This is a genomic window from Sinorhizobium terangae (assembly GCF_029714365.1).
Taxonomy (GTDB): domain Bacteria; phylum Pseudomonadota; class Alphaproteobacteria; order Rhizobiales; family Rhizobiaceae; genus Sinorhizobium; species Sinorhizobium terangae.
In genome coordinates, this window is record NZ_CP121660.1 from 1,141,576 (window position 1) to 1,168,239 (window position 26,664).

Annotated in this window: 22 protein-coding genes; 8 read left to right on the forward strand and 14 right to left on the reverse strand. The window is 61.8% G+C overall.

The genetic code is table 11. The features are described from left to right. Nucleotides 1-7 precede the first annotated feature (7 nt). Genes QA637_RS24015 through QA637_RS24035 form a run of 5 tightly spaced genes read left to right on the forward strand, consistent with a single transcriptional unit; the run spans nt 8 to nt 5,737 of the window. Entirely contained in the window at nt 8-712 is a 705-nt protein-coding gene (locus QA637_RS24015; protein ID WP_283065132.1) for a CerR family C-terminal domain-containing protein, read from the forward strand. Beyond that, nucleotides 709-1,716, forward strand: a complete 1,008-nt coding sequence (gene hlyD / locus QA637_RS24020) for a secretion protein HlyD (RefSeq protein WP_283065134.1) — start codon at nt 709-711, stop codon at nt 1,714-1,716. The genes QA637_RS24015 and hlyD overlap by 4 nt, the downstream gene beginning before the upstream one ends. Next, nucleotides 1,713-3,473: an ATP-binding cassette domain-containing protein gene (locus tag QA637_RS24025; protein WP_283065136.1), complete on the forward strand. Its 1,761-nt coding sequence runs from the start codon at nt 1,713-1,715 to the stop codon at nt 3,471-3,473. Before hlyD ends, QA637_RS24025 begins: the two co-directional genes overlap by 4 nt. Next, nucleotides 3,470-4,624: an ABC transporter permease gene (locus QA637_RS24030; RefSeq protein ID WP_283065138.1), complete on the forward strand. Its 1,155-nt coding sequence runs from the start codon at nt 3,470-3,472 to the stop codon at nt 4,622-4,624. The genes QA637_RS24025 and QA637_RS24030 overlap by 4 nt, the downstream gene beginning before the upstream one ends. Beyond that, on the forward strand, nt 4,625-5,737 hold the full coding sequence (locus QA637_RS24035) for an ABC transporter permease (protein ID WP_283065140.1): 1,113 nt from the start codon (nt 4,625-4,627) through the stop codon (nt 5,735-5,737). Nucleotides 5,738-5,742: 5 nt separating this feature from the next. On the opposite strand, the gene QA637_RS24040 is transcribed toward QA637_RS24035, so the two are convergent. The 4 genes from QA637_RS24040 to QA637_RS24055 form a co-directional block, all read right to left on the reverse strand. Continuing rightward, nucleotides 5,743-6,129: a type II toxin-antitoxin system VapC family toxin gene (locus QA637_RS24040; RefSeq protein ID WP_283065141.1), complete on the reverse strand. Its 387-nt coding sequence runs from the start codon at nt 6,127-6,129 to the stop codon at nt 5,743-5,745. Further along, nucleotides 6,126-6,371, reverse strand: coding sequence for a type II toxin-antitoxin system Phd/YefM family antitoxin (locus QA637_RS24045; RefSeq protein ID WP_184108907.1), 246 nt, complete (start codon nt 6,369-6,371; stop codon nt 6,126-6,128). The genes QA637_RS24040 and QA637_RS24045 overlap by 4 nt, the downstream gene beginning before the upstream one ends. A gap of 58 nt (nt 6,372-6,429) precedes the next feature. After that, on the reverse strand, nt 6,430-7,032 hold the full coding sequence (locus QA637_RS24050) for an alpha/beta hydrolase (protein WP_153437602.1): 603 nt from the start codon (nt 7,030-7,032) through the stop codon (nt 6,430-6,432). Nucleotides 7,033-7,137: 105 nt separating this feature from the next. Next, a complete protein-coding gene (locus tag QA637_RS24055; RefSeq protein WP_283065143.1) occupies nt 7,138-8,070 on the reverse strand; it encodes a VOC family protein in 933 nt (310 codons plus the stop codon). Nucleotides 8,071-8,308: 238 nt separating this feature from the next. On the opposite strand from QA637_RS24055, the gene QA637_RS24060 reads away from it, so the two are divergent. Further along, nucleotides 8,309-10,135, forward strand: a complete 1,827-nt coding sequence (locus tag QA637_RS24060) for a sensor histidine kinase (RefSeq protein ID WP_184108909.1) — start codon at nt 8,309-8,311, stop codon at nt 10,133-10,135. Next, the gene (locus QA637_RS24065; protein ID WP_283065144.1) at nt 10,132-11,496 is read left to right on the forward strand and encodes a sigma-54-dependent transcriptional regulator; all 1,365 of its coding nucleotides are present in this window, start codon (nt 10,132-10,134) and stop codon (nt 11,494-11,496) included. Before QA637_RS24060 ends, QA637_RS24065 begins: the two co-directional genes overlap by 4 nt. A gap of 5 nt (nt 11,497-11,501) precedes the next feature. On the opposite strand, the gene QA637_RS24070 is transcribed toward QA637_RS24065, so the two are convergent. The 5 genes from QA637_RS24070 to QA637_RS24090 form a co-directional block, all read right to left on the reverse strand. Further along, nucleotides 11,502-12,848, reverse strand: coding sequence for a mechanosensitive ion channel family protein (locus QA637_RS24070; RefSeq protein WP_283065146.1), 1,347 nt, complete (start codon nt 12,846-12,848; stop codon nt 11,502-11,504). Nucleotides 12,849-13,037: 189 nt separating this feature from the next. Beyond that, nucleotides 13,038-14,639, reverse strand: coding sequence for an ABC transporter ATP-binding protein (locus QA637_RS24075; RefSeq protein WP_153437597.1), 1,602 nt, complete (start codon nt 14,637-14,639; stop codon nt 13,038-13,040). A 1-nt stretch (nt 14,640) separates the two neighbouring features. After that, nucleotides 14,641-15,771 carry an ABC transporter permease gene (locus QA637_RS24080; RefSeq protein ID WP_153437596.1) on the reverse strand — a complete coding sequence of 377 codons (1,131 nt, stop codon included), beginning with the start codon at nt 15,769-15,771 and terminating at the stop codon, nt 14,641-14,643. Beyond that, a complete protein-coding gene (oppB, locus tag QA637_RS24085) occupies nt 15,764-16,687 on the reverse strand; it encodes an oligopeptide ABC transporter permease OppB (protein ID WP_283065149.1) in 924 nt (307 codons plus the stop codon). The genes QA637_RS24080 and oppB overlap by 8 nt, the downstream gene beginning before the upstream one ends. A 54-nt stretch (nt 16,688-16,741) precedes the next feature. Beyond that, a complete protein-coding gene (locus QA637_RS24090; protein WP_153437594.1) occupies nt 16,742-18,340 on the reverse strand; it encodes a peptide ABC transporter substrate-binding protein in 1,599 nt (532 codons plus the stop codon). A 756-nt stretch (nt 18,341-19,096) separates the two neighbouring features. Here QA637_RS24090 and fba point away from each other — a divergent pair. Beyond that, nucleotides 19,097-20,143 (forward strand): class II fructose-bisphosphate aldolase, encoded by a 1,047-nt coding sequence (gene fba, locus QA637_RS24095; protein ID WP_153437593.1) that lies wholly within the window; start codon nt 19,097-19,099, stop codon nt 20,141-20,143. A gap of 60 nt (nt 20,144-20,203) precedes the next feature. Here fba and QA637_RS24100 read toward each other — a convergent pair whose 3' ends face one another. From QA637_RS24100 to QA637_RS24120, 5 genes are all read right to left on the reverse strand, one after another. Next, nucleotides 20,204-21,997: an ABC transporter ATP-binding protein gene (locus QA637_RS24100; RefSeq protein WP_283065152.1), complete on the reverse strand. Its 1,794-nt coding sequence runs from the start codon at nt 21,995-21,997 to the stop codon at nt 20,204-20,206. Nucleotides 21,998-22,005: 8 nt separating this feature from the next. Continuing rightward, nucleotides 22,006-23,043: a glycosyltransferase family 2 protein gene (locus QA637_RS24105; RefSeq protein ID WP_153437591.1), complete on the reverse strand. Its 1,038-nt coding sequence runs from the start codon at nt 23,041-23,043 to the stop codon at nt 22,006-22,008. Between the two features lies 1 nt (nt 23,044). Then, complete coding sequence (locus QA637_RS24110; protein ID WP_283065154.1) at nt 23,045-24,148, reverse strand: glycosyltransferase family 2 protein; 1,104 nt, start codon at nt 24,146-24,148, stop codon at nt 23,045-23,047. 16 nt (nt 24,149-24,164) lie between these two features. Continuing rightward, nucleotides 24,165-25,352 carry an acyltransferase family protein gene (locus tag QA637_RS24115; RefSeq protein WP_283065155.1) on the reverse strand — a complete coding sequence of 396 codons (1,188 nt, stop codon included), beginning with the start codon at nt 25,350-25,352 and terminating at the stop codon, nt 24,165-24,167. 394 nt (nt 25,353-25,746) lie between these two features. After that, nucleotides 25,747-26,571: a MerR family transcriptional regulator gene (locus tag QA637_RS24120; RefSeq protein ID WP_283065157.1), complete on the reverse strand. Its 825-nt coding sequence runs from the start codon at nt 26,569-26,571 to the stop codon at nt 25,747-25,749. Nucleotides 26,572-26,664 lie beyond the last annotated feature (93 nt).

Genomic DNA, 26,664 nt, shown 5'->3' on the forward strand with positions numbered 1-26,664 from the left:
TAAGCTTATGATGAAAAACAATGACCCGACTTTACAACCTCGTGCTGACCGCGGCGACGTAACGCGGGAGAAGCTCCTCAGCGCCTCCATCGACGTCTTCGGGCGCTATGGCTTCGATGGCGCAACGACCCGCATGCTCGCCGACAAGGCGGGCGTCAACCTGCAGGCCATCCCCTATTATTTTGGCGGCAAGGAAGGCCTCTACATCGCCGCCGCAGAGCACCTCGCCTCGATCATAGGCGGACATGTCGCGGATTTGCGGAGCGTCATTCTTACGCGCTTCGCGGAACTCGATGCTGGCGGAACGGAAATGGCCCCTGCGGAAGCACGCGCGCTTCTGACCCAGATGGTTCAGAGAATGATCGTGCTCTTCGTCAGCGAGCGATCGGAAAGCTGGGCGCGGTTCATCATCCGCGAGCAGATGGAGCCGACCGAGGCATTCACCCGCATCTACGGCAACATCATGCGGCCGATGATCGAGATGGCGCGGCGGCTGATAGGCACCATCCTCGGCGACGATCCAGCCTCCGAACGCATTCGCCTGAGGACGCTGTCCTTCGTCGGAAGCGTCCTCGTCTTTCGGATGGCCCATGCCGCCGTCTATGCCCAGCTCGAATGGGAAACCGCCGGGCCGCATGAACTCGAAATCCTGCGCCAGCACGCGGCCGAACTCGTCGCCGCGCTCGGCGCTGAAAGGAACTACACGTCATGAAGAAAATAGCTGTTCCCGCTCTCCTTCTCGCCGTCCTGGCGGCCGGAGGCTGGTGGTTCGACCTGCCGGCGCGGATCGGCTGGGCCGAGGACAATCGTCAGGCGATTCTTTACGGCAATGTCGATATCCGACAGGTGTCGCTCGGCTTCCGCGTCAGCGGCCGCATCGCGGAGCTGCGTGTCGACGAGGGCGATGCCGTAAAGGCCGGCGATGTGATCGCCAGACTTGACGCCGAACCGTTCGAGCAGGCGGTCGATGCAGCCAAGGCCGACGTTGAAGCCTTGAGCGCCACGCTTACCAAGCTCAGGGCGGGCGCCCGGGCTACGGAAATCGCACAGGCACGCGCCGTCCACGAAGAACGCCTCGCCGAGCTGGAAAACGCCAATCTCGCCTATGAGCGCGCGCGGCAACTCAGGCCGAACGGCACGATTTCCCAGGCGGAACTCGATCAGGCGAGCGCTTCCCGCGCCGCAGCGGTAGCCCGCGCAGCCTCGGCGCGCGAGGCCTTAGCGCTGCTTGAAGAGGGTAGCCGCGTGGAGGACATAGCCACGGCCCAAGCGCAGGTGAATGCCGCAACGGCGAAGCTCGCCAGTGCCCGGACTTCGCTCAAGGACACCGAGCTTGTCGCACCAAGCGCCGGCGTCGTCCTCTCGCGCGTCCGCGAGACCGGCGCCATCGTTTCCCCGGCCGACAATGTCTATGTGCTCTCGCTGACCGAACCGGTCTGGGTCCGCGCCTATGTTGCAGAACCGGATCTTGGCCGCGTTCACCCGGGTATGAAGGTCAAGGTGACCTCGGACACCGCCCCCAACAGGGCATATGAGGCGACCGTCGGCTTCATCTCGCCCGTTGCCGAGTTTACGCCGAAATCGGTGGAGACACCTGAACTGAGGACTGATCTCGTCTACCGGCTCAGGATCGTGGTGACCAATCCCGGTGCGGACCTGCGCCAAGGCATGCCGGTCACCATTCATCTGCCGCCGGAGGGGGAGGCCATGTCATGACGGACGCTGCCCCTGATGGTGCTGCCATCTCCGGCGCCTTCGTCCGGTTGACAGGTGTCACCAAACGGTTCGGTGCCCCGGCGCCTGCGCTCGACGCCATCGACGGTACGATTGCTGGCGGGCGGATCACCGGCCTCGTCGGCCCCGATGGCGCCGGCAAGACGACACTGATCCGCCTGATGACCGGGCTCATGCTGCCGGACGCGGGCACTGTCCAGGTGCTTGGCTACGACACGCGCACGGATCCGGCGGGCATCCAGGCGGCAATCGGCTACATGCCGCAACGCTTCGGCCTCTACGAAGACCTCTCGGTTCAGGAAAATCTCGATCTCTATGCGGACCTCCGTGGCCTGCCCAAGGACGAGCGCGCCGCGACGTTCGGCGATTTGCTCGAATTTACCGACCTCCAGCGCTTCACGACGCGTCTTGCCGGAAAGCTTTCCGGCGGTATGAAGCAGAAACTCGGCCTTGCTTCCGCGCTCCTGCGCAAGCCGCGCCTGCTGCTGCTCGACGAGCCGGGCGTCGGCGTCGACCCCATTTCGCGGCGCGATCTCTGGAAAATGGTCGAAAACCTGACATCCGAAGGCGTCGGTGTCGTCTGGTCGACGGCCTACCTCGAAGAGGCGGAGGCCTGCGACCATGTCTTCCTGCTCAACCAGGGCAACCTGCTTTTCGCCGGCCGGCCGCAGGACATGACGAGCCGCGTGGCGGAACGTGTGTTTCGGGTGAGCGGCATCGAAGGTCGTCGCCGCGAGAAGCTTGCGCGCCTTCTCGACGATGAAGGCGTGGTCGATGGGGTCATTCAAGGAGAAGCGATCCGCCTCGTGATGAAGGCGGGCCTCGAGCCTTCGTCACTCGTCGGCAACGGCGCCGCGACGGCCTGGCGAACCGATATGACGCCGCCGCGCTTCGAGGATGCCTTTGTCGACATGCTTGGCGGCGGCCCCGGCGGCCGCTCGCGGCTTGCGGAAACGCAGAGGACCTTTGCCGCGGAAGAGGGCAAAGCGGTGATCGAAGCGCGAGGACTGACAAAACGCTTCGGCGACTTCACCGCCGCCGACAACATCACCTTCGATATCCCCCGCGGCGAGATTTTCGGCTTGCTGGGTCCGAATGGCGCCGGCAAGTCGACCACGTTCAAGATGCTGTGCGGCCTGCTGAAGCCGACCGCCGGCGAAGGCCGGGTCGCAGGCTTCGATCTCAGGCGCGATGCTGCCGAAGCACGCAACCGGCTCGGCTACATGGCGCAGAAATTCTCTCTCTACGGCGATCTCAGCGTCATCCAGAACCTCAATTTCTTTGCAGGCGTCTACGGGCTTTCCGGCGCGAAGCGGCGCGAGCGCATCGAACTGATGACTGAGATCTTCGATTTTCGGCCGATCCACGATATGTCCGCCAAGGACCTGCCGCTCGGCCTCAAGCAGCGCCTGGCCCTTGCATGCGCCGTGCTGCACGAGCCGGAAGTGCTCTTTCTCGACGAGCCGACTTCGGGCGTCGATCCGATCACCCGGCGCGAGTTCTGGACCCACATCAACGGCCTCGTGGAAAAGGGCGTGACCGTTCTCGTCACCACCCATTTCATGGACGAGGCGGAATATTGCGATCGTATCTCGTTGATTTATCGCGGCCGGTCGATCGCGCTCGGCTCCCCGGACGAGATGAAAGCGCGCGTCGCCAACAAGGACCTCCCGGACCCGACGATGGAAGATGCTTTCATCTCCCTCGTCCAGGGCTCGGAGGCGGAGGAAGCGGCATGAACGTCAGCCGGAAGAGTGACAGCATTGAGGAGCGTGGCGGCAGAGCAAGGCGCTTCGCCGCCCTCGTCCGCAAGGAAAGCTATCAGATCGTGCGCGACCCGAGCAGCATTCTGATCGCCTTCGTGCTGCCGCTGATCCTGCTCTTCCTCTTCGGCTACGGCGTTTCGCTCGATACGACGCGGACGCGCGTCGCACTGGTCGTCGAGGAAGCAACCCCATTGACGCGCGACCTCGCCGCAAGCTTTCAAGGGTCGCGTTATTTCGCCGTCGTCAACGGCCACGATCGCCGCGAATTCGAGGATGATCTCGTACTCGGCCGCGTGCGCGGCATCCTGGTGATTCCGGCCGGCTTTGCGGCCGACCACGCCGCGGGACGCCATCCGGCGATCCAGGTCATCGTCGATGGCTCCGATCCGAACACGGCAAATTTCGTCCAGAACTACGCGCAGGGTACCGTCGCCAACTGGGAGCGCCAGCGTTTCAGCGAGGGCATGGGCCGCTCGCCGGCGATTGCTGCCGAGCAACGCTTCTGGTTCAACCCGGAATTGACGAGCCGCAATTTCCTTGTTCCCGGATCGATCGCCATCGTCATGACCCTCGTCGGCACGCTGCTGACGTCCCTGGTCGTGGCGCGGGAATGGGAGCGCGGGACGATGGAGGCGATGATGGCAACACCGGTCTCCGCCGCAGAGCTCCTTGCCGGCAAGCTCCTGCCCTATTTCATTCTCGGACTCACCTCGATGACGCTCTGCGTGCTGCTCGCCGTCTTCCTGTTCGGCGTGCCTTTTCGCGGCTCGGTGGCGGCACTCTACGCCCTCTCCGCCACGTTCCTCATGCCGGCGCTCGGCCAGGGGTTGCTGATCTCGGCTGCCACCAAAAACCAGTTCCTCGCCTCGCAGCTTGCGTTGATAACGGCGTTCCTGCCGGCCTTCCTGCTTTCCGGTTTCCTCTTCGAGATCAATTCCATGCCGACAGTCATCCAGTGGATCACCTTCATCGTGCCGGCGCGCTATCTGATCCCCAGCCTGCAGTCCGTGTTTCTGGCCGGGGATATCTGGCCGATGTTCGCACGCGCGATCGCAGTCATGCTTTTGATCGGCAGCGTCTTCTTCGCGCTTGCCGCACGCAGCACCAGAAAGAGGATCGGCTAAATGTGGTGGACACGGCTGAAGGCACTGATCATCAAGGAGCTTCTGGCGGTGCTGCGCGATCCGAAGGGCCGCGCCATCCTGATCGGTCCGCCGATCATCCAGCTGCTCGTCTTTTCCTATGCGGCGACGTTGGAGGTGAAGAACGTCGATCTGATGGTGCTCGATCGCGATACCGGCCAATGGAGCCAGGAACTGGTCCAGCGGATCGGCGGGTCGCCGACCTTTCGAACGATCACGGGGGCAAACAGCCCGGCAGAAATCCGGTTCGCCCTGGATACGCAGCGTGTTCTTGCCGCATTGGAAATCGGCCCGACCTTCTCCCGCGACATCGAAGCGGGACGGCCGGCCGAAGTGCAGGTGATCCTGGACGGGCGGCGTTCCAACGCCTCGCAGATCGTTTCCGGTTACCTGAGCCAGATCGTCGGCACGCTCGCTTCGGAAACCCCCGCGGGAAAACGCGCGGCATCCGATGCGATCCGGGTCGAGGCACGCAACTGGTTCAATCCCAACCTCACCTACCAATGGTTCATGGTGCCGAACCTGGTGGCGAGCATCGCGCTGCTGATCGGGCTGGTCGTCACCGCCCTATCGGTAGCCCGCGAGCGCGAGCTCGGGACGTTCGATCAGCTCATCGTCTCGCCGCTGCGCACCCATGAAATCCTCATCGGCAAGCTGATACCGCCGATGATGATCGGGCTCTTCCACATTACGATCTATATTCTCGCGGCCGTGTTCATCTTCGGCGTGCCGTTGCGCGGCTCGCTCCTCCTGCTTTACGGCAGCGCGGTCTTCTATCTCGCTTCCGTCGTCGGGCTCGGCCTTTTCATCTCGGCACTGTCGATGACGCAGCAACAGGCGATTTTGGGCGCCTTCCTGTTCATGGTTCCCGCGATGCTCCTGTCAGGGTTCGCGACACCGATCGAGAACATGCCGTCCTGGCTGCAGCCGGTCACGCTCATCAACCCGCTGCGCTATTTCCTGGTGATCGTGAAAGGCGTGTTCCTGAAAGATATCCCCTTCGCCGAGGTCGTCCACCAGACGCTGCCGCTCTGCCTGATCGCCATCGTGACACTTACCGCCGCCGCCTGGCTCTTCCGCAGCAAACTGGAGTAGCAAGGTCAGACAAGCCGGATTGGCCCGGGATACTTGCCGACGATCTCGTCCGCGGTGAGCAATGTCACACCCTCGACTATCGACTGGGCGATCAGAAGACGATCGAAAGGGTCTTTGTGGATTGCAGGGAGTTGGTCGATTTCTACCGTGTGGGCACTGCTGATGGGCAGTTCCTCATAGCCGTTGTCCAACAAGCCGCGGCGCAGCAACCGAGGATCGGCCTCGAAATCGGCGCGCCCGAGGCCACGCTTGATGGCGATTTCCCAAAGGCTCGCCGCACTGAAAAAGAGGGCGTTCTCTCGGCTTTCGACGAGCGCCCGGGCTTCCTGCGGTAACCGGTCGGGAGCACCGGCTACCCACAGAAGTATGTGCGTATCGAGCAGAATATTCATGCGCCGGTGCCGAAGAGATTTTCAATCTCATCGCTGCCCATACGATCGAAATCGTCCGGCACAACGATCTGGCCGGTCATAAAGCCGAACCTCTGCTTTTCGGTCTCGGAAGGCTGATCGAGGGCGACCACCTTCACCAGGGGCTTTCCCGCCTTGGCGATGATGAACGGCTCCCCCCTCGCCGCCTTTTCGACCAGCCGCGACAAATGGGTCTTGGCCTCGTGAATATTGACCGTCTCCACGGCTGCCCCCATCGGATTGAACTTAGTTTACTAGACTTAGTTCAATCCGATGAGACTTTCAAGCGTTCAGGAACCGCTCAACCGCGGCGATCTCGTTCTGCCGGATATCGTGGCCACCGGGATGCCACTCAACGGTAACCACCGACTTTTGAGCCTTGAAATAATCGGCGAGCGACTGCGTCAGCGGTGCGGGGCAAATCGGATCGCGCTCTCCGGCAGTGATCAGTATGCCCCGGCCCTCGAGCTTCGGATTGGCTTTCGGCTTGAACGGGACCAGCGGGTGCATCAGCACCGCCTTGTCGAAGACACCCTCTTCGATCAGCACATTCGCAATAATATTGGCGCCGTTGGAATATCCGAGGCCGATGATTTCCGAGGCCTCGTGCTCGCCCGCGAGCGCGCTGGCAAAGTTTGCAAGCTTCGTGGTGGCGCGGGCGAGATCCGCCATGTCGTAGACACCCTCACCGGTGCGCCTGAAGAAGCGAGCTGCGCCATGCTCCGAAACGTCGCCGCGAGGCGACACGATCGTTGCCTCCGGCAAAAGTTGCGAGCCGAAGGTGAAGAACTGGTTCTCGTCACCTCCCGTCCCGTGAAGAACGAAGAGGATCGGGCTGCCGGGCTTGCCGGCTTTCAATTTATGTACATAGCCGTGGTCGACCATTGGAACTCTCCTTGGCAGCCTGCACATGCAGGCGGTGCCGCCACTATTCGTCACATCAAGCCCCTCCCCCGCGTGAGACGGAGGAGGAAATCGCGGCTGCAGGAATTAAGCTTCCAGCTTCTGCAGGTGGCTTTCCAGGATCGGGCGCAGATGCTTGTGCTGCTGCGGCAGTTTCAGCGCCTCGCCGAGATGGGCAATCTCTTCGTCACGATCAAACCCGGGTTCGTTCGTGGCGACCTCGAAGAGCACCCCTCCCGGCGTGCGGAAATAGATCGCCCAGAAGTAATCGCGATCGATGACCGGCGTGACGTGGTAGCCAGTGTCCATCAGGGCCTTGCGGACCTCCAACTGCTTTTCGCGATTGTCGACCGCGAAGGCGACGTGGTGCACGGAGCCGGCGCCCTGTGCCGCGCGATTGACGTTCGGCAGCGTTTCGAGGTCGACGAGGCTTGCGCCATTGCCGCCGGGCACGATCAGCCGGGTGACGCCATCCTTGCGGTCGAGTTCCTCGTAGCCCATGAACTTGAGCAGTTCGGAAGTAGCGCCTTCATCGCGCAACCGCATGGCGACGGAATGGAAGCCACGGATCGCGTGGTCCGCGGAAATGCCGCCCTCGGTCCACGGGGCACGCGGATCATCCTTCACCTCGACCAGAGCGAAGCCGTCACCGTCCGGGCCGGCGAAGTTCAGGCGCTTCTCGCCGAAGGTTTCTTCGTCCTTGAGGCCCGTGACACCGAGTTTGCTTAAGCGCTCGCGCCAGAAACCGAGCGAACCGACAGGGACGGCGAAGACGGTGGTTCCGACCTCTCCCGTGCCGGCACGGCCGCGCGGCATCTGGGGAAACGGGAAATAGGTCATCACGGTGCCGGGCGTGCCGATCTCGTCACCATAATAGAGGTGGTAGACGTCCGGCGAATCGAAATTCACGGTCTTCTTGACCCGGCGCAGGCCGAGCGTGTTGGTGAAGAACCGGTTGTTGGTCAGGGCGTCGTCCGCCATCGACGTGACGTGATGCAGGCCCTTGATCTGGTCGAGCATTGTCAAATTCCTTTCTGCCCGTCTCCAATCGGGCTCGTTGATGGCGTATAGATGCGCTCTTCCCTTCCTTTCCGAAAGGCTGACGCGAACAAACGCATTGTCAATGCGGCGTTGACATGCGTGGCATCTCGTTGAGAAAAATCGACTGCCATGCGTGACTTGCCACCGGTTGAGCCGCCCCCTACCATCGATTAAATCGGTCATCCGAGAGGAACGCATGGGAGGAGCCGGGCATTCCGTGAGATATCGTTTAGTGCTTGCGCTCTGCCTGCTGCCGCTCATCGCCGTGCCCATTGCCTGGGAGGGCAATGCTGTCGCCACGCGCCGCTATATGCAGGAGGCTTCGGCGCAGGCGACCACGACACTGAGGCTTGCCGTCTCCGCCTTGAGCGGCCACCTCAATCGCTACCAGGCGCTTCCGGCCCTGATTGCCGATCACGATGACATCAAAGAACTGGCCACGCGGCCGCAGGACCGGCGGCTCCGCGAGTCCGTCAACACCTACCTGAAAGAAATCAACGCGCTCCTCAGATCGTCGGACATCTATGTGATCACGCCGGATGGCGACACGATCGCAGCAAGCAATTACGACGGCCCCGCGAGCTTCGTCGGCGAGAATTTCAGCTATCGCCCCTATTTTCAGGATGCCTTGAAGGGCATGCAGTCGCGGTTCTATGCGCTCGGCACGACGTCGCTCAAGCGCGGCTATTATTTCGGCTCGCCAATCCGCGTCGGCGATGAAATCCGCGGCGTCATCGTCTTCAAGGTCGATATCGAAACGATTGAGGCCTCCTGGCAGGGAGGCGAATACAAGCTGTTCGTCTCCGATCCAGAAGGCATCATTTTCATGAGCGGCAGCCCGGAATGGCTCTATGCGAGTATCCTGCCTTTGACGCCTGACCGTCTCTCGCGAACCGAGGCTTCACGCCGCTATGCAAATGCGGTTCTGCGCCCGCTGCCGGTGTCGCGCAGCACGCTCTTCGATCACCAACTGATGCGGATTGCGACCGGTGACGCGAGCCGCGAATACCTCGTTCTTTCGCAATATATGCCGGAGGCTGATTGGACGGTGAACGTCCTGATCGACACTGCGTCGGCCAAGACACAGGCGCTGACCGCCGTTGCAGCCGCGATGCTGCTTTGCGGCCTTGCCGGCCTTGCGGTCGCGGTGCTCTGGCAGCGCCGTGCGCGCCTCCGGGAGCGCCTCCTGATGCAGGCGCAAGCCCAAAGCGAGCTTGAGCGCCGGGTCGAAGAGCGCACCGCCGATCTCGCGCGCGTCAATGCCCAGATCGAGGAGGAGATCGCCGAGCGGAGGCTCACCGAGCAGCAATTGCGCCAGACCCAGGCCGATCTCATCCAGGCGGGCAAGCTCGCCGGCCTCGGCCAGATGTCGGCAGCCCTCTCGCACGAATTCAACCAGCCGCTTGCCGCCGCCAAGACCTATGCCGACAGTGCTGCCCTCCTGATCGAGCGGGGGCGTACGACCGAGGCGAGCGACAATGTCAGGCGCATTTCCGGCCTCATCGACCGTATGGCGTCCATCAGCCGGCATCTGCGCAATTTCGCGCGCAAGCCCAATGAGAAGCTTGGTCCAGTACCTCTCGACGACGTCATGCGCGATACGATGGAAATCGTTGCCGCTCGGATCAAGTCAGCAAACGCCGCCGTGAACATCGATCTCGGTGATGAGCCACTTGTTGTCCGGGCGGGTTCGGTCCGGCTTCAGCAAGTGCTCGTCAACATTATCTCCAACGCAGTCGACGCGGTCGACGGCCTCGATCATCGTGTGATTTCGGTCAAGGCGTGCCGCGAAGGCGACAAGGTGGTGCTTACCATCCGCGACCGCGGACCCGGTGTGGCATCCGCCATCGCCGAACGCATCTTCGATCCGTTCTTCAGCACCAAGGGTGTCGGCAAGGGGCTCGGCCTCGGGCTTTCCATCTCCTACAACATCGTCAAGGATTTCGGCGGCAACCTCACCGTTTCGAACCACCCAGAAGGAGGCGCCGTGTTTCGCATCGAACTTGCGGTCGTCAGCCGGACCGAGCGCGAGGCCGCCGAATGACCGAGAGCCGCGTCCTGCTCGTCGACGACGAAGAGGAACTTCGCCATTCGAGCGCCCAGGCGCTCGAGCTTGCAGGTTTTCGCGTCGACACATTCGCCAGTGCCGAACGCGCGCTCGAGTTCATCAGCTTCAGCTTTTCCGGCGTGGTGATCAGCGACATTCGCATGCCCGGCATGGACGGCATGACCTTTCTGCAGCGTATTCGCGAAATCGACGCCGAGGTCCCGGTGATCCTCGTGACCGGCCACGGCGACGTCCAGCTTGCCGTGCGGGCGATGCGCGAAGGCGCCTATGATTTCGTCGAAAAACCCTTCACCGCGCAAACGCTCGCCGGCACCATTCGCCGCGCGCTCGAGTGGCGCAGCCTCGTGCTTGAAAACCGCCGCCTCCGAGCGGTTGCGGGAAAGCGCGACGACATCGAGCAACGGCTGCCGGGTCGAAGCCAGGCAATGGTGGATCTGCGTTACAAGATCCGCGCCATCGGCGCATCCGATGCCGATACGCTGATCATCGGCGAAACGGGTGTCGGCAAGGAAGTCGTGGCACGCGCCCTCCATGACTTGAGCAGCCGCGCCAACAGTCCCTTCATCGCCATCAATTGCGCCGCTCTCCCGGAGACGCTGATCGAGAGCGAGCTTTTCGGGCACGAGGCCGGCGCCTTTCCCGGCGCATTGCGACCGCGCTACGGCAAGTTCGAGCACGGACGCGGCGGCACGATCCTGCTCGACGAGATCGGCTCCATGCCAATCGACCTCCAGGCAAAGTTCCTGCGCGTGCTGCAGGAACGAGTGATAACCCGGCTCGGCTCCAATGAAATCGTGCCGCTCGATGTGCGTTTCGTCGCCACCAGCAAGGTCGACCTGGAGCGGGAGGTTGCCGCTGGCCGTTTTCGCGCCGATCTGCTCTATCGCTTGAACGTCGCGACGCTGCGTGTGCCGCCGCTCAGCCAACGCCGCTCCGACATTCCGCTGCTTTTCATGCAGCTCGTGCGCGAATCCGCTGCGCGCTACGGCCGCGGCGACGTCGAAATTTCCCCTGCTCTGGCGTCGGAAGTCGCCGAGCGCGACTGGCCCGGCAACGTTCGCGAGCTGCGCAATGCGGCCGAACGGTTCGTGCTCGGGCTCGATGCCGAAGAGGACGACGCCACTTCCGTTCGGTCCAACGACACGCGTCTCGCCGACAAGGTCGCCGCCTTCGAAAAGAGCCTTATCGCCAGCGCGCTTGCGGCCCATGGCGGGGCACTGAAGCCCGTCTACGAATCTCTCGGTATCTCGCGCAAGACGCTCTATGAAAAGATGCAGAAATTCGGCCTCGACAAGAGGCTTCTGGCGGCCGAGGCACAACGCGACGATAACGCGTGATGCCCTCAAGCGTTGGAACGGGAAGCGGGCGCTGGACCGCTCTGCATTTCTTCGCCCCGTTCAAGCGAATCCACGACCTCGACAGGTGTCTTCATGATGATTTCACGGTGCGGGAACGGGATGGAAATGCCGGCCGCCTTGAACGCATCCCACAACGCCATGAGGACCTCGCCACGGACGTTGGTCAGTCCGTTGCTCGGATCGGAAATCCAGAATCTCAGTTTGAAGTCGAGCGACGATGAGCCAAATGCGGTCATCCAGCAGACCGGCTGGGCGTAGGCACTGGCAACCCGCGGAATGGATTTCGCAGTCTCGACTGCTATGCGCGCAACCTCGTGCGGATCGCTGTCATACGAGGTTCCAAAATCGACCTCGATGCGGACATACTCGCTGGAAAAGGACCAGTTCACGACCTGCTGGGAAATAAAATCTTCGTTCGGGATGAGGTACTCCTTTCCATCTCTCGTGATGACGGAGACGAAGCGGGAACGTAGGTCGCGGATCGCGCCGAAGGTTTCCCCAAGCGTTATCGTGTCCCCCGGTTTGATCGACTTGTCGAGAAGGATGATAATGCCGGATATGAAATTGGAGACCACCTTCTGCAGGCCGAAACCGATGCCGACGCCGACGGCGCCCGAAAAGACCGTGAGGGCCGTCAGGTCAATGCCTGTCGCAGATAAAGCGATGGCGCCCGCCAACCCGATCAAGCTGATCTTGATGAGCTTGCTGATGAGGACCTTGAGCGATGGAGTGAGATCCGCGGACTTCTGTATCCAATGCGACGACATATTGCCGATCAGAACGGCCAGCCAGATAAGCGCAGCAGAAAGGACGATGGCCTTCAAGACCAGCAACATCGAAAGACGGGCCGCGCCAAGGTTGACGGCAATGCCATCGAGGGCTGCCAGTATCGTCTCATCCAGTCCAAGTGCATAAAGTGCAAAGTAGAGCCAACCGGCGACCGCAACGACCCGCGCGAGCATTTGGTTTCTGATTATGCGCGTGAGCACCGCGATCACAAACCAGGCCGCCACGAGCGTAAGGGCTGTGGCCACCATCCACCGGTACGAAGGCCATCCAAATCGCGACAGCACCACGTCCGCGATCCAGAGCCACACGATCAAGAAGAGCCACCGCAGCCGCCGCATGAAGGCGATGATGACGCGGAGCAGATCGGGATTTCCCTTGATGGTGCGCGCGCGGCTTTCCAATGCCGGCTCTATCCGTTTTGCCAGGAAACCGCAAAACAGGTAACCGGCTACAATCACGACAGACTGATAGACCGTCCACTGGTTCAGAATGACAGTCTGCAGCCAGGATCCGGCAGCGCTGACCGCTTCAAGGAAGTCCATCACCTTTCTCGCCGAAATTTCCGCAGGGGGCAACCCGCGGCATCGAGTTCTCTCAAAACCGATGCTCGGATTGGAAACTCGGATGAGGCAAGGATGGTTCCTGTCGTGGCACCCGCCAGTCGAAGCGGGCGCCGACGCGACAGAGGCAGAGACGCAGGTGTCGCGTCTCTGCAGTTTATGCTGCGGATCTCAGACGTTGAACGCCGCGCCGATCAGCGTCTTCGTATAGGGCTCCTTCGGCGCCTCGAAGATCGCATCCGTTTCGCCTTCCTCGACGATGCGGCCGTTCTTCATCACGATCACATAGTCCGACATCGCCTTCACGACGGAAAGATCGTGACTGATAAAGATGTAGGAGAGGCCGTACGAACGCTGCAGGTCGCGCAGAAGCTCGATGACCTGCCCCTGCACCGAACGGTCGAGCGCCGACGTCGGTTCGTCGAGGATCACGACTTTCGGCTTCAGGATCATGGCACGGGCGATCGCGATGCGCTGGCGCTGTCCGCCGGAGAACTCGTGCGGATAGCGGTTGCGCGAAGCGGGATCGAGGCCGACCTCTTTGAGTGCGGCGATCGCACGGCGGTCCCGTTCGGCCCGGTTGAGATCGGGCTCGTGCACGTAAAGGCCCTCGGTGATAATCTCACCGACCGTCCGACGCGGCGACAGAGAGCCATAGGGATCCTGGAACACGAGCTGAAGCTCGCGGCGCAGGGGCCGCATGGCGCCGCGGTCGAAACCCGAAATATCGGTCATGCCGAAGCGATAGTGCCCCTTGCTCGGCAAGAGCCTCAGCAGCGCCCGCCCCAAGGTCGATTTGCCCGACCCGGATTCGCCGACGATGCCGATCGTCTGGCCCTGCCTCAGGCGCAGATTGACGCGATCGACGGCCCGGAACACCGAAGAGCCGCCACGGAACAGCCCGCCGCCGATCGCATAATCGACCGAAACGTCACGGCCTTCCAGAACGATCGGGGCGTTTTCCGGCGGTGAGGCCTTGCGTCCGCTTGGTTCGGCAGCAAGCAGCATCTTCGTATAGTCGGCCTTCGGCCGTTCGAAGATTTCCGCAGTCGTGCCCTGCTCGACGACCTCGCCGCGGCGCATCACGGCAACGCGCTCGGCAAAGTGCTTCACGATTCCGAGGTCGTGCGTGATCAGCACGATCGCCATGCCGAAGCGCTTTTGCAGCGACTTCAGAAGGTCGAGAATCTGCGCCTGGATGGTGACGTCCAGCGCGGTCGTCGGTTCGTCGGCGATCAGGATATCCGGCTCGTTGGCAAGCGCCATGGCGATCATCACGCGCTGCCGCTGACCGCCCGAGAGTTCGTGCGGATAACTGTCGACACGACGAGCCGGTTCGGGGATGCCCACGAGCTCCAGCAGTTCAAGCACGCGCTTGCGCGCCTGCTTGAACGTCCCGCCGCGGTGGTGGACGATCGGCTCGGCGATCTGCCGGCCGATCGTGTAGAGTGGATCGAGCGACGTCATCGGCTCCTGGAAGATCATCGTGACCTTCGAGCCCCTGACGTTGTTCAGCGCCTTGGGCGCAAGGCCGACAAGCTCCTGACCGCGATAGCGGGCCGAGCCGGTCACGGTGCCGTTCTTCGCCAACAGTCCCATGATACCCATCATGGTCTGGCTTTTTCCCGATCCGGACTCGCCGACGACCGCCAGCGTTTCGCCGGCGCAGACGTCGAGGTCAATGCCCTTGACGGCCTCGACGGTACCGTCCGGGGTCGAAAAGTCCACCTTGAGGCCGCGGACGGTGAGAATGGATTCCTTCATGTCTGCCATGTCAGCGGTCCTTCGGGTCGAGCGCATCGCGCAGGCCGTCGCCGACGAAATTCAGCGAAAACAGCGTGACGACGAAGAAGATGGCCGGGAAGATGAGCAGCCACGGCGCCGACTGGATGTTGTTTGCTCCTTCGGAGATCAGCGCCCCCCAGCTCGTCAGCGGCGCCTGCACGCCAAGACCGAGGAAGGAGAGGAAGCTTTCGAGCAGGATGACCTTCGGCACGACGACGGTGACGAAGACGATCACCGGGCCGATCGTATTCGGAATGATGTGACGGCGGATGATCTGCCAGTCGGTAAGACCGAGCGCCTGCGCCGCGCCGACGAACTCGCGCCGTTTGAGCGCAAGCGTCTGCCCGCGCACGATACGTGCCATGTCCAGCCATTCGACCGCGCCGATCACCAGGAAGATCAGGATGAAGCTGCGGCCGAAGAAGACGACGAGCACCACGACGAGGAAGACGAAGGGCAGCGAATAGAGGATCTCGACCAGACGCATCATGACATTGTCGACGCGACCGCCGATATAGCCCGAGGTCGCACCGTAGACGACGCCGATGCCGAGCGAGACGAGACTCGCGAGCAGCCCGACCGCGATGGAAATCTGTCCACCGAGCATCACGCGAACGAGCAGGTCTCGACCGTTCGAGTCAGTGCCGAAGGGGAAATATTCGCGGTCCACCTGACCTTCGACCTTCAAGGTACGGCCATCGTCTTCGGTCGCGACCACCTTCGTGCCCTCGAACTCGTTTGCCCTGTCGAAGTAGCGCGTCGCGCGCGGATCAATCGGCTGATCCGAAGTAATGGTGGCGGTGAAGTTTTCGCCTTCGACGTTGAATTCCTTGAGCGTCACGCGGGCCCGGGTGGCAACACCTTCCATGACCTCCTGAAGTGTCGACGCATCCGGTCTTGGCTCGAGGCTCGGACCGATCGAGACATAGGACGGGAAGACCTGATCGTAGGTGTGCGGCGAGAACAGCGGCCCAAGGAACGAAAACAGTGCAATCAGTGCCAACATGACGCAGCCGGCCATGGCGGCGCGATTGCGGCGGAATCGGAGCGCGGCAAGCTGAAAGAGGCTGCGTCCCTTGGTCTCCGGCGTCGACGCCGGTGCTTGGACGATATCAGTCATGGCGGACCCTCGGATCGAGCAGGCCGTAGAGAATATCGACCATGAGATTGAAGACGATGACGAATATGGCGACCAGGATCACGGTGCCCATGACCAGTGTGTAGTCGCGATTGATCGCGCCGAGTACGAAATAGCGGCCGACACCGGGAATGGTGAAGATCGTCTCCACCACGGCCGAGCCGGTGAGAAGTGCCGCCGCACAGGGTGCGAGATAGGAAACGACCGGAAGCATCGCTCCGCGCATCGCGTGCGTCACCACCACCGCGCGTGACGGCAGGCCATAGGCTTTGGCGGTACGAATGTGGTCGGTGTGGAGCGCTTCGATCATCGAGCCGCGGGTGAGCCGGGCGAAGACGGCGAGCTGCGGCAATGCGAGAGCGATCATCGGCAGGATCAGGAAGCGGAACGACCCGTCCCCCCAGCCGCCCGCCGGCAACCACGACAGAACGATCGCGAAAACGAGCGTCAGGACCGGACCGACGACGAAGTTCGGAACGGTGACGCCAATCGTCGAGACGGCCATGATCCCGAAGTCGAGGATGCTGTTCTGCCTGAGGGCTGCAATCGTACCGGCGATCACACCGCCGATCACGGCCAGTAGCAGTGCATAGAAACCCAGCTCCATCGAATAGGGCAAGCCCTTGCCGATCAGCTGCGCAACGTTGTTGTCCTTATAGATGTAGCTCGGACCGAAGTCGCCCGTCACCGCATTGCTGAGATAGTGAACGTATTGGCGCCAGAGCGGCTGATCGAGGTGATAGGTCCTCATCAGGTTCTCCATCGTGGAGGGAGGGAGAGGACGCTCGAGATTGAAGGGGCCGCCCGGGGCAAACCGCATCAGAAAGAAGGATATGGTGACGACGATGAACAGCGTCGGCACCGCACTCGCCAGTCGGCGGAGGATGAAGGAGATCATGGATGTACTCCGGAGGCGACGCGCGGCAGACCGGCCGCGCGTCGCCTCAGTTCGTTATTCGGCGACGCTCAGGAACTTGCTCAGATGCGCGTTCGGTCCGTTGTCCTGCCAGCCCTTGACGCGGCTCGATACGAGCCACAGGTCCGCCTGGGTGAGGAACGGCGCGATCGGCTGTTCCTTCATCAGCAGCGCCTCGGCTTCATGGAGAAGCTTCGCGCGCGCTGCAGGATCCTGTTCTTCATAGGACTTCTTCATCAACGCGTCGTACTCGGCGTTTTCGAAGTGGCCATAGTTGAAGGTCTTGTTGCTGCTGAGGCTCAGCGCCAGGAAGTTTTCGGCGTCGGCATAGTCGGCAACCCAGCCGGCACGCGCGACGTTGAACTTGCCGCCTTCCTGCAGGTAGGCGTAGTGCGACGACACGTCGAGGTTCACCAGCGAGACCTTTGCTCCGAAGGTGTTCTTCCACATGTCGGCGACAGCCGTTGCAACACGCTCATGGTTCGGGTTGGTGTTGTAGCGGATTTCGATGTTCAGCGGCTTGCCGCCTTCACCGTAGCCGGCTTCCTTCATCAACTCGATTGCCTTGTCCTCGCGATCGAGTTGCGACATGTCCGCAAAATCGGCCTTGGCGGGCTCACCGTAGCTCTCGATGCCCGGCGGCACCATCGAGTAGGACGGAAGCTGCGAGCCGCTGTAGATCTCCTTGGCGAGGAAGTCGCGGTCGACCGCCATCGACAGGGCGCGGCGAACGCGGACGTCGCTATAGGGCTCCTGGCGCGTGTCGAACGCATAGTAATACGTCGCAAGCGTCGGCGAGACGTGGACCTGGTCGCCATAGGACTTGCGCAGCCGCTCGATCTGATCGGCCGAGAAGTTGTAGGCGAGGTCCATTTCCTTCGCTTCGAAGCGACGCACCGAGGCAGCCTGGTCATCGATCGGGTAGAAGATCACCTTGTCGAGCTTGACGTTGGCAGCGTCCCAGTAGTTCGCGTTCTTCTCGACGGTCAGGCTGTCGTTCGGCACATGGGCGGTCAGCTTGAACGCGCCGTTCGAGACCATCACACCCGGCTTGACGAAATCGGCAGCGTTCTTCTCGACGCTTGCCTTGCTGACGGGAAGAGCGGTCTGGTGCGCGAGCAGTTCCAGGAAGAACGGGGTCGGGCGCTCAAGCGTGATTTCCAGCGTCTTGTCGTCGACCGCCTTCACGCCGAGCTGGTCGACCGGCGCTTCACCCTTGTTGACCTTCTCGGCATTCTTGATCGGGAAGAGAATGTTGGCGTATTCGGCCGCCGTTTTCGGATCTTCCACACGACGGAACGAGAAGGCGAAATCTTCGGCCGTTACCGGCGAACCATCCGACCACTTGGCATCGGCGCGCAGCTTGAAGGTATAGACGGTGCCGTCATCCGAAAGCTCCCAGGTTTCGGCTGCACCGGGGATGATCTTGCCCGCGGCGTCGTAAATCGTCAGGCCTTCATAGAGATCCTTCAGGATGAATTCTTCGATATTAATCGAAGTGTGGGCCTGGTCGAGCGTCTGCGGCTCGCCGGCGTTGCCGCGGTGAAGCACCGCTTCCGCGAGCGCCGGGCTTGCGCCGATCAGCAGCGAGCCAAGCAACGCTGCGGCGCTGAGTTTAAGTTTCAGTGAGGTCATTGTTTTTTCTCCTTCCCCTCTTTTTGGGTTTGTGATCGCAGGAGAGAAGGGCAAATTCTCAACAAAGGCAAGGCGCTTTGTGCGGAAAATTGCATCCTGCTCTATAGGGCGTCATTTTTGTAGACGCATAAGTTGTATGACGTTTGCGGTGGATTTCGTCTCCTTTGCGACTTTTGTCAGGCTGGACAGCAACAGGCCGAAGAGCAAACTGTAACGTTTTAGTTCAGATTCAAGGATCGCCCTTTCGGGTCCGAAAACCGACCCCGAAGGGCCGATATGCAAACATTGTGAATTGAAGTGGCACTTTACGTAATATGCAAAAAAATTTGCGGCCCCTGTCGCAATTTTTTTGCAATTCGCGAGTAAGCATCCACCGCGCCCCGGCGTCGTCAGGGGTCGATCTTGTCTCTCCGCGACAACGGCATGCGCGCCCTTACCCTCCTCCACGCGCCACCCTGCCAGCACCACCAGAAAGCGAAAGCCGTGAATTCTGACGGTACGATTTCTCATCCACAGCAAAATCCGCTGACGCACGTCAATCAAGTGTTCGGCCGTGCCGGTGCCCCCGTTGCCAAAAGAGCCGCATGAATTATTGTGCCTTCGACTTGATCCGGCAGCGTCCGTTCCAGGTCCGCCGGAAGCGCGTCAGAACTGGCTTCGACGCCCGCGCGAACAAGACCGATCGGGTATTGTTGAACCCGTGTCCGCCTATCGACGGCGCCTGGAGTGGGGCGTCCAGCATCAGGGAGATTTCGAATGGCATTGATCACATTGCGGCAACTGCTCGACCACGCGGCGGAGAACAATTATGCGCTGCCTGCCTTCAATGTGAACAATCTCGAATATATTCAGGCCGTCATGCGAGCCGCGGATGCGACGGATTCCCCGGTGATCCTGCAGGCGAGCCGCGGCGCGCGCGCCTATGCCGGAGACGCCTTCCTTCGCCACCTGATCCTCGGCGCGGCCGAAGAGTACCCACACATCCCGGTCTGTCTGCATCTCGACCACGGCGACCAGCCCTCGACCTGCATTTCCGCCATCACCAACGGCTTCACCTCCGTGATGATGGACGGCTCGCTCGAAAAGGACGGCAAGACCGTTGCGAGCTATGAGTATAACGTCGCGGTGACGGCGGAAGTCGTGAAGATCGCCCATGCGGCCGGCGTTTCCGTGGAAGGCGAACTCGGCTGCCTCGGCAATCTCGAAACCGGTGCCGGCGACAAGGAGGATGGTCACGGCTTCGAGGGCAAGCTCTCCCGCGAAGAACTGCTGACGGATCCGGACCAGGCCTTCGATTTCGTCTCCAAGACGGGCGTCGACGCACTTGCCGTCGCGATCGGCACCAGCCACGGCGCCTACAAGTTCACCCGCGAGCCGGACGGCGAAATCCTTTCGATCGACACGATCGCCAAGATCAACAGGCGGCTGCCAAACACCCACCTTGTCATGCATGGATCGTCATCTGTGCCGGCCGATCTCCAGGAGCTCTTCAATGCCTACGGCGGCAAGATGAAGAAGACCTGGGGCGTGCCGGTCGCCGAGATCCAGAAGGCGATCCCGCTCGGCGTGCGCAAGGTCAATATCGACACCGATCTCCGGCTCGCCTTCACCGGCGAAATCCGCAAGCATCACCTCGAGCATCCGGACAATTTCGACCCGCGCAACTACCTAAAGCCAGCGATCGCGCGCATGACCGAGGTCTGCAAGGAACGCTTCGAGGCCTTCCGCGCTGCCGGCCAAGCCTCGAAGATCAGGGTGCTGCGCCTGCCGGAAATGGCCAAGCATTACGCCAAGGCCGCCTGATCCGTCCGCACCGATGCTGCTACAGCGCCGCGCGTCTTACCAGAAGCGCGCCGCTGTAGCTCAACCGTGGCGCTCCACGCGCGTCTCGTGCTCGTAGAGCTGATCCATGCTCAAGGAGGCGACGTCAGCCAGGGGCGTCTGACTTTGCACGCGGCCGCTGCCGAGAACCACTACGTCGTCGCAGAACGAAATCGTGCTGCGGTGGTGGCTGATCACGATGGTCGTGCGGCGGCCGGCCCTCAGCCTCAGCGTCTCGACGATCGCGGCCTCCGACAGACCGTCCACCGCATTGGTCGCTTCGTCGAGGATCAGGATTTCGGGGTCGCGCACCAAAGCCCGTGCAAGGGCAATGCGCTGCCGCTGCCCCGCTGACAGGCTCGCTCCGCGATAGCCGACGATCGTCGCGTAGCCGTCGGGCAGCTTTTCCACGAAGCTATGTGCCTCTGCCAGTTTGGCTGCTTGCTCCACTTCGGCGATCGTTGCGTCCTGTCCGTAGGTGATATTCTCGAGGATGCTGCCGTCCACCAGTTCGAGGTCCTGGCTGGCGACGGCGATCTGACGCCGCCACTGGGCGGGATCGATTTGATCGAGCGGCACACCGTCGACGAGGATGCGCCCTTCATCAGGCTCAACAAACCGGCACAGGAGGTTGACGATCGTGGTCTTGCCGGCGCCCGACCGCCCGATGATCGCCGTCGAGCGGCCGCTGCGAATGTCGAAGGTCGCCGAACTGAGCACGATGGGGCGAGCCTCGGAGCCTGGATACCGGAACGTCACGTGATCGAATTTCATGCCCTCGCGCAATCCGGCGACGGGTTCATGACCGGCGGGAGGCTTCGGCTTGTCCGACGGATCGAGGAGCCAGCGCACCTCTTCGAGCGACACGCTCCAACCCTGGATCTGCCCCCAGGACATTTGCAGCGCACGCACATGCGGCTGCAAGCGATAGAGCAGGACGACGAAGGCGACGATGACCGGGAAGCTCACGCCGACAGACCACGCACTGACAACCGCCGCCAGGAACAGGGCCGAATGCAGCACTTCGGTGAGCGGCGGCAGCGAGCCCTGGCGGGTCTGCAAAACGAATCCAGCCCTGCGGACGGCGTCCGAAGCGGAGTCGAATACGGCCTTCTCGCGCTCCTCCTGGCCGAACACGCGGATGAGCCGGCCGGCATGCACGAGATGAAGCATTCTCGCGGCGAGTTCGCTGTTGAAGGACGTCACTTCCCGGCTCGGGCCTCTAAGAGTGGCCGACAAGGAGGCGTGCGCCAGTTGGACGAGAACGAGGCCAAGGGCGACGAACAGCGTCATTTGCCAGGAAAGCATGAGCAGAAACGCAAGCAGGATGACGGCGGCGGACCCGTTCACCAAGGCAGCAAGCACGGTTTGTATTGCGTCGGAGGCCCGCCATGACTCGTTGGAGATGATGTTGAGCAGGCGACCGGGGCTTTGCTGCAGGAAGAAGGGATAGCCGATCCGCAAAAGCTGGTCCGAGAGCGCACTTCGGATCGCGTGACTGGCCTTTCCATAGATGAAGGTCGTCAGCAGGGTGTTCACAAAGGCGAGGACATTCTTCAGCGCGATCAGCGCAAGAACGCCCGCTGCAATCGCCAGTAGCCTTTCGCCGTCGTCGAGTCCCGCCCCCACCTGCTGAAAGAAGGCAGAGATCCCGTGCAAACCGCCGGCACCCTGATCGCCGGCAATGATGCCAAGCATCGGGATGATAAGGCCGATGCCGGCGCCTTCGAGCGCGGCGCTGGCGAGACCCAAGGCAACGACGATGGGCAGCAGCCGCAACTGCCGTCCCAGCGCGTTGCGCAGGACCTGGATGCCGGGCAATAGGAATCGCAACATCACAGCCCTCATCTTACCTTTGCCGCTGTGCGGTCGATCTGACGCAGGCCTGACCGCGGTGCCGGGCCGGTCACGGCGAGACGCGCGAACCTTGCGGCGCCAAGCAGGTTCATCGACACGATCGGCCAATGGGATAGCTGCAGTTCAGGGTCGAACCTCTCACCGCCTAGGGCTTGGCCGCAGGCGGATCTGAAAGTCCAGCAGAAATGCTTGAGCAGCCATGGCGCCTTGAATAGATGCTTCAAGCAGAGAGCGCCGTTACCGAGGCTGTAGTTGCGGTGCAGCTTCTCTATAGCCTCGCGAGCCTTCCGGCCGTGGTGATGATAGACGGTCATGTCGGGCACGTATTCGACAGGGATAGCGAGCTGGAAGGCGCGTACCAGATAGTCGGTATCCTCAGCCGATTGCAGCGGCGCGCCCGCCCCGAAGCGCTCGTCGAAAGGGCCTACGAGTGCCGCGACGTCGCGGTGCATCGTCATGTTGCACCCGAGCACGAAGCCCCCCGGATGGACGTCGCGGGTCAATCGCGCGGAAACGGCAGATCGTTTGATCGTGAACGGCAGATCGGACGGATCGCCAAGTTCGACGCGGCCGCCGCGGATGATGCGCCGTTCGCCATCGGCGTAATGTCGCGCGAGATCGCCGAGATAGCGGCGGTGCACTTCGCAATCGTCGTCGACGAAAACGAGAATCCGGCCGCGCGCCCGCTCCATTCCCGCATTGCGCGCCGCCGCCAGGCCCGGGCGCGGCTCGGCGACGAGCGTCATCGCGACAGGTGACGCCGCCGCTATTCGGACCAGTTCGTCCGGTGTCCCATCCGTCGAGCCGTTGTCGACGATCACGAGCTCGCTCGCGACGGCGGCATGTGCCAGACATGCGGTCTCGATCGACCGGATGCAGGCGGCAAGTGCCTGAACACGGTTTCGCGTGCAGATGATGAAGCTCGCGAATGGCCGCGACCCGCCGGGAACGGAAGCAGTGGAGGTCGGCCGCGCGACGACTGCGTCGCGATGCTCTTGTGTGATTGTAGAACGCTCTGACGCCATGTTAGGCCGTGCCATTCTGAGGAAGAACAGTTGCAGCGGGCACCGATTGCAGGTACCGCGCCAGCTCGTCCACACGCCGCGTAGCGGCAAGCGACATGCGGCTGCACCACGGTGCACGCGCACCGGTGAGCAAGCCGTATCGCTCGCGGCGCCGAATGAGGCCCCATTTTCCGGTCCGGGTCAGGAAAGCATGGGTCAGTTCCGGTCGCTCTTCATCGGCTATGAGCTGATAAAGAAAGTAAAAGAAACACACGACTCCGTCCTCATATGCCCGGCGCACGTCCGCCGGTCGGGACGAAATTTTGCGTTCGAGCACCAGAACGAATTCGGCTAGCTTGCGGATCGTCTCCGTCGTGACCGCGACGCCGATCTCGGCGAGCGCGCTCGTGTCATCGACGAGGCATTCCCGCCGAAGGTTTTCGGCCACGATCTTCAGATGGGTTTGGCGCATCCGGCGCTTGTGCTTATTCGTGACACTGTCGCCGTGGATGCGATAGGCGACCAGAGCTTCGTCGATAATCGCTACCGGAAAGCGATCGGCAATGCGTCTGAACAGATCGAAATCCTCCGCATGCACGTAGCTCGGATCGTACGCGAGCATCGGCTCCGGTATTGCCTTGCGATTGTAGATCACGGTCGAGTGCATGAAGATCGTGAAGAACAACGACAATGTCCGCAGGCTGCCGGCCCGAAAGATCGGGTTGGGCGTACCGCGAATGATGCGATTGCCGATCAGCGTGTCGATCCCCGTGCCGCAAAGCGCCAGTTCCGGCCGTTGGCTGAACAGCGCGACCTGACGCGAAAAGCGGGACGGATACGAAATGTCGTCGGCGTCCATCCTGGCGACGAGATCGCCTCTCGCGAGGCCTAGCCCTTCGTTCAACGTGGCGATAAGGCCGCGGTTTTCGCGCGAGACGATGAGGATGCGACCGTCGTCTTTCCGATATCGCTCGAGGATTTCCAGCGAACGGTCCGTCGACCCGTCGTCGATGGCAATGATTTCGACATGCTCGTAGTCCTGGCGCAGGATGCTTTCGAGCGCCGCGGGAAGAAAGGATTCCGCGTTGTAGACAGGCAGCAGGACAGAGACCAATGGCGTCGGCATTGTTCAGCTCGCAAGGTTAATGGAGATCCGAAGTTCGAAAGGATTTGCGGGAACTGAGGGCTTCCGGCCGATAGGCGGGATATTTGGCGTGCCTGCCTCCAATCCGATCGCCCGCGTTCGTCAATACCGGCACGGCCCCTGTTGCCCTCGGCCGGACGTATGGAAAATGTCGTTTCAGTGCATTGAGCGGCTGTTCGAAGGCCAGCCAGGAGATCGAGGCGATCAGCAACGTGGCCGCTCCCGCAACCAGGAATCGCCCAAGCCCCTGCTCGGAGACGTTGACCGGAATCCAGGGCTGAGCCTTGACCGCCAGCGCCAGCACGATCGCATGATAGAGATAGACGCCGTAACTGATGCGCCCGAGCGCGGTCAGGGGCGGAAGTTCGGTCAGCCGGCCGAGATAGCCGCCGAGCCCTCTCGAGCAATTACCGACCAGCATCGTCAGTGGCAGAAGGGGAAAGACCTCCAGCCCTATCCAGCCCAGCCATTCCAGCATCGGCGTCAACGTCGCGGGCCTCAGCCAGAACAGGACGACGGATGCGCTGAGGAGCGGCATCAAGCTGAATTTGGCCCATTGTGGCCAGGCCGCATTCTCCGACCGGTAGGCTGCCAGCAGAGCGCCGGAGACGAGCGCGTCCATTGACGCGGGCGGAAGCAGATCGCGAGCGAGCGACGGCTCACCGGTGAACGGCCAATAGAAGCGGTAGGCGATGGAGCAGACGATGACGCCGATGCAGATTGCTGCGATCGAGCGTCTCGGTGCGATGAGGACGATCAGCGGCCAGACGACGTAGAATTGCTCTTCGATGCTGAGGCTCCAAGTATGACAGAGGACCCATGGCGTCCACGCGTCCTGGAGCGCGTACCACAAATTCGAAACATAAAGCGCGTGCCACGCCAGCACCGTCTTGGAACTCTCCAGATCGATAAGCCAAACGATGCCCAGCACTGCGAAATAGGGCGGAAAGATGCGCAGCGCCCGACGCGCATAAAAGGATTTCAGCGCCGTCGCTGGCGCGAAACCGGCATTCTGGCGCGCGTCGAGCAGCAGTCGGGTAATCAGGAAGCCGCTCAGCACGAAGAACAGCCGCACGCCGATATGGCCCCAATAGGAACTGTCGGCCGCGAAAAAATGTCCATAGAGCACCATCGTGACAGCGATGGCTCTCAACCCATCCAACTGCCGGTCGCGTGCAATCCGCATCGAACATCCCCCTCCGAGCTGAAAATCCTTGCGGGATACTCTCCTGGTGGCACCAGCTCCCTACGCAATCATGATTTTTGCCGCCGGTTTCGGTGAAAGTACTCTGGCGAGAGTCTCAAATTTATGCAGGTAAACGAATGGTTAAGAGGCAGCCTCCGCGACAGTAGGAGCGAATAGGGCCAAACTTTGGCACCGCAGAGCCAAGGATAATGCTTCAGCGGCCGAGACACCTGAGGTGTGTCTTTGCGGCAATATCGGACTAAAGTCTGATTAGACATCAGATCGAGCACAGGTACGGCGACATTAGTTGTAGAAATCTTGACAATACAGCCGACAGGCGGCGTCATGATAAGAATATACTAATTCAACTATCCCGCGCGCGCGCGTCTGCAGACTAGAATGTCGGCGGCGTATTGACCCACAGCAGAACGGTCTCGCCGTCGTGACGATTGGACCAGGCATGCCGTCGGCGGCTCTCGAAATAGAGCGAGTCGCCCGGATGAAGATCGTAGAACTGATCGGAGTCCAATATGAATTCGACACGACCGGAGAGGACATAAACGAACTCCTCGCCATCGTGCCGGTATGCACCCTCGCTCGAGGCTCCCGGCGCCAGCACAAAACGATGGCAGTCCATCTGGTTCTTGCCTTCCGCGAGCAATTGCACGGTCACCCCTGGCGTCGTGCGCGGCCAGTTGCGCCATTCACCGGCCCTGACGAGCGCCCGCACCTCAGGCTCTTCCTCGCCGGAAAGGCTGGAAACGGTCGTGCCGAAATATTCTGCGAGATTATGCAGAACTGCGACGGAGACGCCCTGTGAGGTGCGTTCCAAGGTCGAAAGGACGGATGCTACGATGCCGACATCGCTTGCCACCTGCTCAAGCGTCTTGCCCGCGGCGTGCCTCAGGCTCCGCAACTTTCGGCCGACCTGGAGGTCAGGATTGCTCTCCGGCGATGCAGCCGGACTGGTGTCGTTGTTTGGGTCCTCGGCCTCCAAAGCCTCGCGAATGGCGGCCGGGTTCAGGCCGCGCTCGGCACGAAACCAGGAAATGCGCTTCAGGCGGGCGAGATCTGCATCGGTATATTGCCGATGCCCCGTGGCCGAGCGCTCCGGCACCACCAGCCCTTGCGTTTCCCACAGCCTGAGCGTGGACGCCGAAACGCCGGCCAGCCTTGCCGCTTCGGCAACCTTGTAGCGTATAGTGCCGGCTCCGCTCATCGATCCATTTCCTCTTTCTGGCGTCGGTGTCCCAGGCGATTCCAAGCTATCGGTGCCGCCGGCAATCTAGCCGCCGCGCTCGTCGATTCACAA

Bases quoted from the DNA above. Each gene is read 5' to 3' on its own strand.
- QA637_RS24015 (WP_283065132.1), top strand. From the start codon at position 8: ATGATGAAAAACAATGACCCGACTTTACAACCTCGTGCTGACCGCGGC.
- hlyD (WP_283065134.1), top strand. From the start codon at position 709: ATGAAGAAAATAGCTGTTCCCGCTCTCCTTCTCGCCGTCCTGGCGGCC.
- QA637_RS24025 (WP_283065136.1), top strand. From the start codon at position 1,713: ATGACGGACGCTGCCCCTGATGGTGCTGCCATCTCCGGCGCCTTCGTC.
- QA637_RS24030 (WP_283065138.1), top strand. From the start codon at position 3,470: ATGAACGTCAGCCGGAAGAGTGACAGCATTGAGGAGCGTGGCGGCAGA.
- QA637_RS24035 (WP_283065140.1), top strand. From the start codon at position 4,625: ATGTGGTGGACACGGCTGAAGGCACTGATCATCAAGGAGCTTCTGGCG.
- QA637_RS24040 (WP_283065141.1), bottom strand. From the start codon at position 6,129: ATGAATATTCTGCTCGATACGCACATACTTCTGTGGGTAGCCGGTGCT.
- QA637_RS24050 (WP_153437602.1), bottom strand. From the start codon at position 7,032: ATGGTCGACCACGGCTATGTACATAAATTGAAAGCCGGCAAGCCCGGC.
- QA637_RS24055 (WP_283065143.1), bottom strand. From the start codon at position 8,070: ATGCTCGACCAGATCAAGGGCCTGCATCACGTCACGTCGATGGCGGAC.
- QA637_RS24065 (WP_283065144.1), top strand. From the start codon at position 10,132: ATGACCGAGAGCCGCGTCCTGCTCGTCGACGACGAAGAGGAACTTCGC.
- QA637_RS24070 (WP_283065146.1), bottom strand. From the start codon at position 12,848: ATGGACTTCCTTGAAGCGGTCAGCGCTGCCGGATCCTGGCTGCAGACT.
- QA637_RS24075 (WP_153437597.1), bottom strand. From the start codon at position 14,639: ATGGCAGACATGAAGGAATCCATTCTCACCGTCCGCGGCCTCAAGGTG.
- QA637_RS24080 (WP_153437596.1), bottom strand. From the start codon at position 15,771: ATGACTGATATCGTCCAAGCACCGGCGTCGACGCCGGAGACCAAGGGA.
- oppB (WP_283065149.1), bottom strand. From the start codon at position 16,687: ATGATCTCCTTCATCCTCCGCCGACTGGCGAGTGCGGTGCCGACGCTG.
- QA637_RS24090 (WP_153437594.1), bottom strand. From the start codon at position 18,340: ATGACCTCACTGAAACTTAAACTCAGCGCCGCAGCGTTGCTTGGCTCG.
- fba (WP_153437593.1), top strand. From the start codon at position 19,097: ATGGCATTGATCACATTGCGGCAACTGCTCGACCACGCGGCGGAGAAC.
- QA637_RS24100 (WP_283065152.1), bottom strand. From the start codon at position 21,997: ATGTTGCGATTCCTATTGCCCGGCATCCAGGTCCTGCGCAACGCGCTG.
- QA637_RS24105 (WP_153437591.1), bottom strand. From the start codon at position 23,043: ATGGCGTCAGAGCGTTCTACAATCACACAAGAGCATCGCGACGCAGTC.
- QA637_RS24110 (WP_283065154.1), bottom strand. From the start codon at position 24,148: ATGCCGACGCCATTGGTCTCTGTCCTGCTGCCTGTCTACAACGCGGAA.
- QA637_RS24115 (WP_283065155.1), bottom strand. From the start codon at position 25,352: ATGCGGATTGCACGCGACCGGCAGTTGGATGGGTTGAGAGCCATCGCT.
- QA637_RS24120 (WP_283065157.1), bottom strand. From the start codon at position 26,571: ATGAGCGGAGCCGGCACTATACGCTACAAGGTTGCCGAAGCGGCAAGG.